We start from the raw sequence: 12,506 nt of genomic DNA, 5'->3' as shown, positions 1-12,506 counted from the left end.
GCATCAGAGCTGTTTCAATAAAGCATCGATCAAGCTTGAATTCGTGACCAACCCCGCCACTTGTCCCTCGCGGTTCACGACCGGCAGGTTGTGTATGCCGTGCTGCTTCATCAGGTCCACGGCTTCGGCGACGCCCGTCCCGACGGGGACGGCGTGAACGTCGGCGATCATGATATCCTGCAGGATCAGATCCTCCTGCCGGAACTGCTCTTCCAATATCTCTTTCGTGACGATCCCTTTCAGCACCCGGTTCTTGTCGATGACGAGCAGTCCGTTGACGCGGTGCTTGCGCATCAGCTTCGCGCCGTACGCCATGCCTCTCCCCAGATGGACGGTCACCGGATTCGGCAGCATCACGTCTTCCACCGCCAGCTTCTCCGACTGGTTCAAGCGTTCCTCGCCGATAAAGGTGCGGACGAAATCGTTCCGCGGGCGGCGGATGATGCGCTCGGGCGTATCCGCCTGGACGATCTCCCCGTCCTTCATGAGGACGATCCGGTCGGCGATCTTAAGCGCCTCGTCCATGTCGTGGGAGACGAACACGATCGTCTTCCGCACTTCCTCCTGCAGGCGGATCAGCTCGTCCTGCAGCTGCTCCCGGCTGATGGGATCGAGCGCGCTGAACGGCTCGTCCATCAGGATGATGGACGGCTCCGCCGCCATCGCGCGAATGACGCCGATGCGCTGCTGCTGGCCGCCGCTAAGCTCCGCCGGATAACGGTTTTTGTAGCTGCTCGGGTCGAGTCCGACCATATCCATCAACTCGTCGGTTCTTCGTTCATAGGCGCGCTTGTCCATTTTCTTCAGCTTCGGCACGATTTCCACGTTGTCCTTGATCTTCATGTGCGGGAAGAGGCCGATATGCTGGATCACGTAGCCGATATTCCGGCGGAGCTCGATCGAATTGATCTTCGAGATGTCCTGCCCGTCGACCAAAATCGTGCCGGAGGAAGGCTCGACGAGCCGGTTGATCATCTTCATGGTCGTCGTCTTGCCGCAGCCGCTCGGGCCGATCAGCGTGACCAGCTCGCCGCTTTTGATTTCCAAATTGATGCCCTTCAGCGCCGCCGGGCCGTCCTTGTATTTTTTCACGACATCGTTGAACTGGATCATGGCAGGCACCTCCGTTTCCGATTTTTGCGCGCATTGGCAAACTTTACGATTATCATGCCCGAAATGCCGATTCTAATGTAAACGACGCGGAATGCGTCGCGGATTACGAGCAGCAAGGGCCGCTTTCACCGCCCTGACCGTCCTGACCGTCCTGACCTTCGCGCCTGATTCAGGTTCAGTCGTCATTCGACTCGCTAATGCAAAAAGGAACCGTCGCACGGGGCAACCGCTCCTCGTTGTTCGCTTGGACGCGCGCAAAAAAGGGAGATCGTCCGCGACAGACGATCTCCCCCGTTATCTCATGCTTACTGAATGGTGATCGCCATCTTCGATCCGGCGTCCCCGGCGAACACGACAGCGCCGTTCTCGGGCAGTACGAATGTATGATTGCCGCCGATGATGCTGAAATGCACGCAATTTCCCTGCGCGTCGTAAACCGCAAACGAGCCGTTAGCCGGCAGCTTCACTTGCATGGTCTTGCCTACGGATTTCTCGGATACCGCGTACCATTTGGCCAGACCGCTCGCCGGAATCGTCGCCGTCGATTTTTTGCCCGGATAGATCGGCTTCACGGCCTCTTCGCTTTCGTAGATGCTGCCGGATGAGGTCAGGTACTCGATGCCGTCTTCCCTGAAGAAGCTGTAGGCCTGCGTATCCCGGCCCGCCATCGTCGGAATTTGCAGATCGCTTGCAGAGGCGTCCGGGCCGGTTATTTTCTGATCCAGCACATAGCCGGGCGCATCCGCGAACAAGTTGATCTTGAGCGCCGGCAGCAGCAAGTACGCGAGCGACGAGTACTTCTCGTTGACCAAGAAGTACTTCTTGCCGTCGCGTTCCTTCCAGGCTGCAGCCGTCGCGGCCGGCAGATCGTTCTCTTCCAGCTTCTCCGCCGCGTATTGCGACAAGGCCGTTTGGCCGAGTCCCGGCAGCGAAGCGTAAGCCCGGAGCCGCAAGTACGTTCGGCCGTTGTCTTCCTTCACGAAGTCGAGCTTCGCGTTCCCGTCCGCGCTCCTGAACGAACCGTCCGCCGTGTACGTATACGTTTCGGGCGGAGCTTCGGGCGCTTGCACCGAGGATAACGTCAAGCTGCCTGCGCTGCCGATGTCGATCTTGATCAATTGGTTCGTTGCGCCGTAGACGCCGGCCGCATTCATCAATTCCGCGGGCATCGCCGCTTTGACCGGCGCGCCGAACGACTTCCCGGGCTTGATGTCGGCAATGGCGCCCTTCTCCTTGAGCGCGCTCAGCAGGATCTCGTTGGCCAGCAGCTGATCCGTCGTGCTGGAGCCGCCCGAAGAGACCACGGCGGCCGCCATGTTATATTCGCGAAGCACGACGAGCGAAGAGTGGTAGAATATCGTGTCTCCGCCCTTCGTAAGCGCTTGCGTGCCGTAATCGCTGAACGGAAACAGGTTGACGCTGTCCCAGCCGAGCCCGTAATTAATGGACGTATCCGCATCATCGGGCCACATCCCGCGCTTATACTCTTCCTGCTCCATGGCGGTCAACGCCTTGGCGGAGAGGATGTCCTCGGCATGCCCGTTGAAGATTTGGGAGAATCGGACCAAGTCCTCCGCCGTCGAATAGATGCCGCCGGTCCCGATGACATTGACCGACTCGTTCGGCATTTGGCCCTTATAGGTAGGGTAATAGAGCCCCGCCGTCCGCGATTCATCGATCGGATCGAGCGGCGTCTTCGTATCTTCCATGCCGAGCGGCTCCGTAAAATTGCGGTGCATATAGGTCGTGAAATCCAAGCCGCCGACCTGCTCCACCAACAGCTCGGCTAACGTGAAGCCGTCGTTGCTGTACACCGAGTAAGCGCCCGGATCGGCCTTCAGCTTCTGATCCGCCAGCTGCGTCAGCAGCGTATCGTGCGCGTAGGTATCGTTGTCCTCGAATAGAAACGCGTTGACGAACGTCGATCCGTACAACCCCGAAGAATGATTCAGCAGCATGCGCGGCGTGATCAGCTTATACCGCTCGTCCTTCATCGTGAAATTCGGGATGTATTGGACGACCGGCGCGTCCAGGTCGATCTTGCCTTCGTCCGCCAGCTTCATCACGGCAGCGGCGATGAACATTTTGCTCGTCGATCCGATGCCGTACATCGTCTTCTTCGTAAGCGGCTTAAGCCCTTGTTCGTCGTTGCGGCCGGACTGGCCGGAGACGACGATGCGTCCTTGATCGATCAGCGCATACTGAACGCTGGTCGTATTGTAGGTTCCCGTGAGCAGCGCGGCCTTCTCCGTCGCGGCTTTCCGCGTGGCCTCATAGGTCGTCGTCGTATCGCTTTGGCCTGCGGCCATCGCCCCCGGCGGAACGAGCATCGTTACCGCAAGCGCGGCGATGGGCATCCAGAATCTTCTTTTTCGCATGCGAACCTCCTCGAATTGTTTTGCGATGCTCCCCGAATCTACCATCCTCCTTTGAAAGCATTCGCTTGGGCAGAGTCTCTAGTAATACGAGATTACCGCCTAAAAGATCCCTTTATTTGAATAGGTTGTAAAATAGATGACCGTAAACCCCGTTTCGCTCTATAACCCTGCGTCCCTAGCAGGGAGCCTACCTTCCGCCCAACAAAAAAAGGACATTTCCGCGCCTAGGCTCGGGTTACGTCCTTCGCATTCCTATTAAGATTGCTTGCGCCTACACTTTGAACCGATAGCCCGCGCCCCAGATCGTATCGATATATTGGGAATTCGAAGGATCGACCTCGATTTTCTCCCGGATCTTGCGAATATGGACCGTGACGGTGGCGATGTCGCCCATCGAATCCATGCCCCACAGCTGCTCGAACAATTGCTCCTTGCTGAACACCCGGTTCGGATTCGCGGCGAGGTGGGCGAGGAGATCGAATTCCTTCGTCGTGAAAGCGACTTCCTTGTCGTTGACGAATACCCGCCGGGCCGCCTTGTCGATCAGCAGACCGCGGATGCGGATCTCCTCCCGCTTCTGCCCGCCGCCGGACAGGCGCTCGAAGCGGGCGAGATGGGCTTTCACGCGGGCGACCAGCTCGCTCGGGCTGAACGGCTTGATGATATAATCGTCCGCGCCGAGACCCAATCCGCGGATCTTATCGATGTCTTCCTTCTTCGCGGATACCATCAGGATGGGGATATCCAGCTGGCCGCGCAGCGTGCGGCAGATCTCGAAGCCGTCGACCATCGGCAGCATCAGATCGAGGATGATCAGATCGTACCGTCCCTCGAGCGCCTGCCGCAGCCCTTTGTCTCCGCTCGATTCGATATGCACGTCGAACTGGTGGATCGTCAAGTAATCCCGTTCCAGCTCGGCGATGCTGGTATCGTCTTCAATGATCAAGATTCGCTTCACGCCCGCCGCCCCCTTCGAGTTTCTTCATGGAAATCATGATGACCGTGCCGATGCCGGGCTCGCTGGCCGCCTTGATCGTGCCGCCGTGCTCCTCCACGATATGCGCCGCGATCGCAAGCCCCAGTCCGCTGCCGCCGGTATTGGCGTTCCGCGCCGGATCCGCCCGGTAGAACCGATCGAAGATATGCGGCAGCGCGTCCGCCGGGATGCCGGGCCCGTTATCCTTGATCACGATCCGGTACGCATTGTCCTCGTCGTTCAGCCCGATCCAGATCCGGCCGTCTTCCTTGTCCATGTACTTGACCGCATTCTCGATGACGTTCACGAGCACCCGCTTCAGCTTGTCGCGGTCCGCCGTGACGGGCGCGGGCTCCAGCGGTCCGGACGTTTCGTAGATCAGCTTCATGCCGCGCTTCTCGACGTCCATCTGCAGCTCGTCGGTGCAATCCTGGAGGAACGAACGCAGCTCCACCGCCTCGAAATGAAACGGGAGCCGCTTCAGATCCAGCTTCGAGAACATGAACAGCTCGTCGATCATCCGGTCCAGCTGGACGGTCTTGGCGTGAATGGTCTGCAAATACCGGTCCAGCTTCTCCGGCGTGTCCGTCACCCCGTCCATGATACCTTCCACGTATCCCTTGATGGCGGTCACCGGCGTCTTCAGATCATGCGAAATATTCGAGATGAGGTTCTTCCGGTTATCCTCGTACTGCAGCTGCACGCCGACGGAATCCTGCAGCCGAAGCCGCATCTCTTCGAACGCCGCGGCCAGCTGCCCGATCTCGTCCCGGGATTCCGGCGTCACCCGGTAGCTCAGGTTGCCTTCCTTGATCTCGCCGGCGGCTCGCTTGAGCGCCCGGAGCGGCCGGATGATGCTGCGCGAAACGAAATATGTCAGAATGCCGTTGATCACGACCAGCACGACGAGCAGCACGATAAAGAACAGCTTGAAAAACTTGGCGAAGAGAAAGCCCACGAAATCGAGGTTCATCAGGATGTAATAGCTACCTTTGGAACCGTCCGCGAAGGCAATGTCGTATTGTCGCGTCAGAATCCAATCCCGTTTGTGTCCGGCCGCCATGTCTCTCCTGTGTTCTTGCACGGCGCCGTAAGCAGGCAGCTCCGCCGCGATGTCCGTTCCCTGGAACTTGGGCGACGCGAACGCCTCCCGGCCCCCGATCCGGGCGACCAGTCCCATGTTGAGCTTGCCCAGCCTGTCGCTATAGGCCTGCATCAGCGTCTCGTCCCGCAGCGAATCCGGATTCCCGCTTATCCGCAAACGGATGTCGGCGGCGATATCCGCCTCTTCGGTCAGAATCGCCGCGACGATGTTCTTGTTATTGGTATCCAAAGGGAACACGGAGCGCAGGTCGCCGAACACGGCGAAGCCGATGACAACGACGGATATGCCGAGCAGCGCTAGCGGCACGATCAGCATCGCCAGGTAAGATAACAACAGCCGAATCCGGATCGACATAGACGAGTCCCCTACACTTCTTTTTTATCGAACGCGCAATAGCCAAGCGTACTCAAAACTATACCACAGCCCAGCAAATAGCTGAAGACGGTCGCGATTCTCCCGGCGGTCGCCGCGCTGCCGATCCAAAGCTCGTGCCAATCCATATAGGCGGTCGGAAGCCACGCCGCGTATTGCGGCAGCACGAAGCCGAGCAGCTTGGCGGCCGCATAGACCAGGATGCAAATCGCCAGCGCCCCGCTTGCATGCTTGAAGAACATCGCGACGACGACGGCGGCCGCGCAGATCGCGAACAGGGGCAAGGCGGTGACCGCATGCGCCAGCGCCGATTCGGCGAGCGCGCGCGGCAGGCCGTCCGCATGCGGCAGGAAGAACGAGGCGATCGCCGAGGAGATCCAGCCGAGCAGCAGGCCGGCGGCGACGAGCGAGAACGCGGCGATCAGCTTCGCGAAGAAGATCTTGAACCGGCTCACGGGCCTGGCGAGCACGGACCGGATCGTCTTGTCGCCGAACTCGCCCGAGAACATATCCGCGGCCGACATGAAGATCAGCAGAGGAAGCACGAACGAAGCAAGCAGGTTCAAGACGGTGATCGGATAGTCCGAGCCGGCGATGGCCGCGATGCCGAAGCCGCCCTGCAGCTTCATGACGGCCGGCAGGCCGAGGAACGGCAGCAGCGCGATCAACGCCAGGAAGAAGACCGTCTTCTTCCGCGACCGCAGCTTCGTCCACTCGTTAATGGTACTGGACAGCAGCAGATTCATGGCGCGCGCCCTCCCTTTCGATCCGAAGCTGCGCGACGAAGTACGTCTCGAGCGACTGTCCCGATTCCTGCAGCAGCTCCGCCATGCCGCCTTCGCGGATCAATTTGCCTTCGTGCAGGATGCCGATCCGGTTGCAGATCATCTCCATCTCCGAGATCAGATGGCTCGAGACGAAGAACGTCGTCCGCTCCTGCGCCGCCAACCGCTTGATCAGCTCCCGGACTTCGACCATGCTCTCGATGTCGAGGCCGTTCGTCGGCTCATCCAGGATAAGCAGCTTCGGCTTGGACACGAGCGCGCAGGCGATGCCGAGCCGCTGCTTCATGCCGAGCGAGTAGTGGCCGACCTTCTCCCGGCCGCTTGCCGCGAGGCCGACCAGCTCGAGCACCTCGTCGATCCTCGTCTTGGGCAGCCCCGGGTACAGCCTGGCCGCGAGCTCCAGATTGCGGCGGCCGCTCATATATTCGAACGCCTCGGCCTTCTCGATCAGCACGCCCGCCTGACTCATGGCGAGCTCGTACTGGTCGCCCACGTCGTGCCCGAACAGCCGGACATGCCCGCGGTCCGGTTTGATCAGGCCGGCGATGATTTTCATGACCGTGGACTTGCCGGCGCCGTTCGGCCCGAAGAAGCCGTACACGTCGCCGCGCGCGACCTGCAGCGTGATATCGTCGATGCCGCGCTTGTTGCGGTAAGTCTTGGAAAGCCCTTGAATGTCCAACGCGATCTCTGCGTTCATCGTGATCCCTCCTAATATGGCGAGAACGGCCTTGCGGCCGCCCTCCCGACTTCCGATCAACGGCCGCGGTGCCATTCTTTCATGGCTTCCGTTTTCTTGCCGCTCAGGTCGATCCGATCCGGCGTCGTCGCGTCGATGTTCGACAGCGCCATGTCCGCGCCGACGACGACCTTATGCGCCAAGCCGGATGCGTCTTTGCCGGTAATCGTGAAGTCGACCTTCTGGCTGCTGAGGTAATTGCTTCCGTCGATCTCGGCATGCAGCGCGACCTCGGCGATCTTGATGTCGTCCGTCAGCTTCGGCAGCGCCGCGGCGATCTGCCGCACATCCAGTCCGAACGGGTTGGAGCCCGGCGTCCCTTGCCCGGCCTGCTCCGGATGCGCGTTCATCGCTTGCTTCGCGAGGATCGAGCCGATGATATTGGCGGCCGCCGGAATTTGCGAGCCGGTCAGCTTCAGATCGACCGTCTGCCCGCCGTCCGAGGACCGGCTCAGGGCGACTTGGTTCTTCAAATTGCCGACGAGGGCGTCGACGACGTTCTCCATCTCCTTGCCGAACGCGGCATCCTTCGGCGCATGGTCCCGGCGATCCGACCAGTCCGCGTTCGAACCCACGTAGTACGTGTCGCTGCCGCCGGCCTTGAACACTTGCTCGCCCGCTTGATCGTAGAAATCGAAGGTTTGCGGCTCCGCTCCGGCCCGGATGACCGCTTGGCCGCTGACGCCGCCGTCCGTCTCGCTTGATTTGACCGTCGTCGTCGCGGAGATCAGCTCGTTCCCGTTATCCTGAACCGACAACGTGATCCCGTGGGTTGCGCTCGCGACCGAGGCCGTCTGTTTAATGGCGGATTTGTAAGCTTCGTAGCCGTCCGCCCCTCCCATATTCGCGAACGCGGACGTGACCAGGAGCGCGCTGCCGATCGTCAGGCCGGCGCCGATGAACATGACTTTCTTCTTCATACCGTTTTCCCTCCCAAATGGTTATGGAGCGCTCTCTGCTCCCTACGACATAGGATAGCCTTCGATTCTAAACTGCCGAGAAAGCGAGATTAAGGCGAGCTAATCAAATGCTTAAAAAATTCTAAACTGCCGCGAGAAGTTTGTTGGAAGGTCTCGTCAGCAGAAAAAAAGGACACTCCGCGGGGAGCGTCCTCAGACAGGATCGAGCTTACGGCAAGTGATTGACGGAAGCGAAATCGCGCAACGCAAACGTCCCGTTACGGCAGCTTACGATCGTAATCGAGCACTCGGATACCAATTTGCTTTGTTCCGCGATAAAATTCGGGCGTATCGCCATCAGCGCTGCCTCGGGAATTACATTCACCAAGAAATCGGTAATCAACCCGCCGTGCGTCACGAGCAGGATCGTTTCCCCGGGATGTTCCGCGGCCAAGTCCGACAAGCACGAAGCTAAGCGTTCGCCAGCCTTCCTCGCGGAATCGCCTGCCGGAGGGGAGAAGTCGCGTTCAAGCGTGCAGCGTTCCCACGACTCGACGAATGCTTCGAATGTCTGTCCGGGCAAGTCTCCCCAATTGGCGCGCTCGCGCAGGCGAATATCCTCGGATACTTGCGCCACGGTTTCTTTTGCGAGTATGACGGCGGTTTGCGCAGACCTTAATAAAGGACTGCTTACGATTCGATGGATCCGCATGGCTCGAAAATGGCGCGCGGTCGCCTGCGCCTGCGAGATGCCTTCGGTCGATAGCGGAACATCGCCTGTTCCCGGTTCCTTTTTGCCATGCCTGACGAGGTAAAAATCCGTGTCCATTGGTTCAACTCCTTCGTTTATCGTTTGGAAAAAGAATAAATCACAAGCTAATTAAATATCCATCTAATTAGATATATTTCTAATTTACTTCTTTTCCCTCTTTCTGCCAAGCGCGAAATGACGATCCCCTCCGGCATCGCCGACAACGAATAGAGCCCGCGCGATTCACGCGGACTCTACTCGGCCTATCATTTACAAGAAGCAGCCTGTTGCGCCAGCGGCACGAGAAGCGGATTGCCCGTTTCCGGTTACGGCGCCGGCTCCCCGACAAGCTTCGCCAATCCCCACAAGCCGCGGTCGAGATTGTCTTTGCTCGTGCCGTTCCAGACCCATTGGCGCGCCCGGTTGATGCCGTCCTCGCTGTCGTCGAATCCCGCGTCGAACAGAAACTCCCGGCCGTTCGCCGGATCGATGTTCAGCGAAGTCCACGGGATGGCCGCATCGAGCACGTAGCCTAGGCCGTCGCCGGTCGGCTGGACGTTCATCGTAATCGCCGGCTGATGGCCCGTATTGAACCACTGCCAGTAATTCGTGCCGTTCACGGCGGCGGCGCTGATGATCAGCTGCCGGTCGCTGAACTGCAGGCTGCCGCCAAGCGCCAATTCGCCCGGGCCCGTGAACAGCTCGATGCCGTCGCCCTTCCACAGATTGCCGTTCTGGTAGCCGTTCATCATCGGCGTCGGTTCCTTCACGAGCGCCGTCAGGTAAAGGTTGTTCTCGTCCCAGGCCAAATGATAGTCGCCCGTGATGCCTTCGCCGCCTGTTCCCGATGCGAGATTCTCCGCCGTCAGCGTCAACGATCCCGCTTCGCCGGCATAGCCGTTCAACACGCCGTCGATCGGTATCGGCTCCGACGTATAGGGGATCTCGATCTGCAGGTTCTTCCCTTCGCCGCCGCCCGGCGTATCCCCGAAATCGTGATAGAACGGCTGCTTCTTGCCGAGCAGCACGTCGTAGACGCTTTTGTTCGTCTTCATCGCGGCGTCGAGAAACGTCTTGTACGGCCGGTCGGCCACGTTGACGAGCCCGGTGTTGTAATGCTCCCCGCCGATGCCCTGGAAGTACCTTCCGCCCGCCGCCTGATCGACATAATCGAACCAATGCGCGCCGACGACGAAGCCGAGCGCCGCGGCGCCTTCCACGTAGTTGCGGTATCGCCAGCCGCGGTCCTGCTCGGTAGCGGCCGACCCCGGCACGATCGGAGCAAGCCCCTGTTCGGCCGTGCCGTAGCTCCACTCGGACAGCAGGATCGGCCGGTGCCCGGATTTCTCGTACACGTCCTTCAGCATGGCGGTATCGAGGTTCGGCGAATAATGGTTGATGCTGATGACGTCCATGTGCTTGCCGGCCTCTTCGGCCAGGATGCCGCGGATCTTCGTGCTCTGCATCGGCAGCGTCAGCCAGCGGTCGCCGAGCAGCAGATGGTTCGGATCGTATTTCTCGAACAGCTGCTTCACCGTTCCGTAATACGTGTCCAGATAGAGACGGAAGAATTGATCGACGTCGTCGGACGCCTGCTGCGTATCGATGTACAGCGGCGTTTCGTTCAGGTCGGAGAAGCCGGCGAACGCCGTATTCCAGCCGGCGTTGAACGCGGCGATATCGCCGTACTTCTCCTGCAGCATTTGCACGAGGCGCTTCTTCAGCCCCGTCGTGCTGGCCTTCAGCCGCGGCACGGTGCTGATGAATTTCTCGTAGGCGTATTCATTGTCCACGAAATACCCGATCAGGTTGGGATCGTCCTTCAATGCCGGCAGCGCATTCGCGAAGGCAGCGTCGATCGCTTGCGCCGCGCCGTCCGCGAAGATGTCGAACACCTTGAGTTCCGCCGGTTTGGCCATGCCGTTCAAGGGCAGCACGAGCGTATAGGGCATGCCGCTTGCCTGCGCCTGCGGAGAAGGCGTCCATGCGCCGATGCCGTTGAAGCCCCACTTCTTGATCCGGTCCGTCGCCTCCGCGAAGAATTGGTTGAACGTCGGCATCTCGCCCGCTTTGCGGTACTTATTGGCCATGAAGTACGAGAAGTTGTCTTTCGAGCCGATGAAGGCGCCGTTGTATTCGCCGTTGAAGTCCGGCACCCACTCGAAGATTTTTTGACGGTCGGTCGTGCCGGTCACTTTGGTATACGTCTCGTTGTTCGTGATGCCGTTCACGCCCATGCTGAAGTACACGTTCCCCTGCGGCGTCACCAGCTGCGGCTTGCCCTTGACCTGCTGAACGCTGAAAAACCCGGTAGCCTTCAGCTTGAGCGGCTTCCGGCTTCCGGCGAGTCCGCCCAAGCCGTCGAAATCGGCCGGCTTCCGCAGGCTGCCGTAATACGCCCGGTCGACCGAGACATCGTGCCGAAGCTGCTCGTCGCTCGTCACCTTCGCCGCGAAACTCGCGCCGATGACTTGACCGTACCGGTCGATCTGCATATCGGCTTGCGAGAAAAACGTATAGCCGCGAATCGGGCTCGGCTCCATGCCGTCCAGCTGGGCGTAAGCGTCGAGCTTGGTGAAGCCCGTCAGAGAGAGCGGCTCCGCATATGGCTTGAATACGGGGTCGGCGTTCGTTCGATAATACACGGCGGCGCCGACCGACGGCGTCTGCAGCGATACCGAGATCGGCTCGGAGCCGATGACGCCCGTATTCGGGCTTGCCGTGACCGAGACCGTATTGCGGTTGATCACGACCTTGGCCAGCTGCGGCGTCCACGACTTCTCGTCGCCGGCGAATTCGATCTTCAAGTACCGCGTTCCTGCCGGCAGCGACAGCCCCTCGAACGCGTAAAGCTGCCAGTTGCTCGCCGGCTCCCCCGACGTATAGACGTTCGCCTCCGCTTCCGCGTAGGCCGTTCCGTCGACGGATGCGAATATGCGATGGGGCACGACCGTAACGCCGGTGAAAAAGTAACTGTATACCGCGAACGAGGTCATGTCGTAATCCGTCTTATAGACGACGTAACCGGTACTCGTCGTGCTGCGGACCGCGCGGTTCGCGTCGTTGCCGTAGTAAGCGGGCGTCCCGCTTTCCGTGTACAGGTTGCCGCGCTGGTACGCCATGCCAAAGCCGTTTAAGTCGTCGACGAAACCGTTCGGCGCTTGGGCGGCGCCGGGTGCGGCCGTCCTTTCGGCGGCCGGCTCATCCGCGGCCGGTTCATCCGCGAGAAACGCCGCCGAAGGCAGCAGCAGCATCGCTGCCATAACGGCAGACGCGATCATCCATCCTATTTTTCGAACCATGTCGAACTCCCCCATTATCAGTCTCTCCAGATGCCGCACAGCTTGTTTGTAAGCGTTTGCAATGTTGCTGAAAACAAAAGGGAGAC

At 59.9% G+C, this 12,506-nt stretch carries 9 protein-coding genes; all 9 read right to left on the bottom strand.

The window, feature by feature from the left end; translation table 11 throughout:
* Positions 1–3: 3 nt before the first annotated feature.
* The 9 genes from GT019_RS12495 to GT019_RS12455 all read right to left on the bottom strand — a co-directional run bounded on the left by GT019_RS12495 (position 4) and on the right by GT019_RS12455 (position 12,420).
* Complete coding sequence (locus tag GT019_RS12495) at positions 4–1,113, bottom strand: betaine/proline/choline family ABC transporter ATP-binding protein (RefSeq protein ID WP_161743510.1); 1,110 nt, start codon at positions 1,111–1,113, stop codon at positions 4–6.
* A gap of 305 nt (positions 1,114–1,418) precedes the next feature.
* Entirely contained in the window at positions 1,419–3,491 is a 2,073-nt protein-coding gene (locus GT019_RS12490; RefSeq protein WP_161743509.1) for a serine hydrolase domain-containing protein, read from the bottom strand.
* A gap of 271 nt (positions 3,492–3,762) precedes the next feature.
* Positions 3,763–4,449, bottom strand: coding sequence for a response regulator transcription factor (locus GT019_RS12485; RefSeq protein ID WP_161743508.1), 687 nt, complete (start codon positions 4,447–4,449; stop codon positions 3,763–3,765).
* The gene (locus tag GT019_RS12480) at positions 4,427–5,926 is read right to left on the bottom strand and encodes a sensor histidine kinase (RefSeq protein WP_161743507.1); all 1,500 of its coding nucleotides are present in this window, start codon (positions 5,924–5,926) and stop codon (positions 4,427–4,429) included. The genes GT019_RS12485 and GT019_RS12480 overlap by 23 nt, the downstream gene beginning before the upstream one ends.
* Before the next feature lie 11 nt (positions 5,927–5,937).
* Positions 5,938–6,690 (bottom strand): ABC transporter permease, encoded by a 753-nt coding sequence (locus tag GT019_RS12475; RefSeq protein WP_161743506.1) that lies wholly within the window; start codon positions 6,688–6,690, stop codon positions 5,938–5,940.
* Positions 6,662–7,429: an ABC transporter ATP-binding protein gene (locus GT019_RS12470; RefSeq protein ID WP_161743505.1), complete on the bottom strand. Its 768-nt coding sequence runs from the start codon at positions 7,427–7,429 to the stop codon at positions 6,662–6,664. The genes GT019_RS12475 and GT019_RS12470 overlap by 29 nt, the downstream gene beginning before the upstream one ends.
* A gap of 56 nt (positions 7,430–7,485) precedes the next feature.
* Positions 7,486–8,388 (bottom strand): hypothetical protein, encoded by a 903-nt coding sequence (locus GT019_RS12465; protein WP_161743504.1) that lies wholly within the window; start codon positions 8,386–8,388, stop codon positions 7,486–7,488.
* 208 nt (positions 8,389–8,596) lie between these two features.
* Positions 8,597–9,196, bottom strand: coding sequence for a histidine phosphatase family protein (locus GT019_RS12460; protein WP_161743503.1), 600 nt, complete (start codon positions 9,194–9,196; stop codon positions 8,597–8,599).
* Positions 9,197–9,444: 248 nt separating this feature from the next.
* Positions 9,445–12,420, bottom strand: a complete 2,976-nt coding sequence (locus tag GT019_RS12455; RefSeq protein WP_161743502.1) for a sugar-binding protein — start codon at positions 12,418–12,420, stop codon at positions 9,445–9,447.
* Positions 12,421–12,506: the final 86 nt, after the last annotated feature.

It is taken from the genome of Paenibacillus glycinis (genome assembly GCF_009909185.1).
Classification (GTDB): Bacteria; Bacillota; Bacilli; order Paenibacillales; family Paenibacillaceae; genus Paenibacillus_Z; species Paenibacillus_Z glycinis.
Note: the sequence above shows the minus strand (reverse complement) of the source record. Positions and strands in the feature narration are given on the sequence as shown.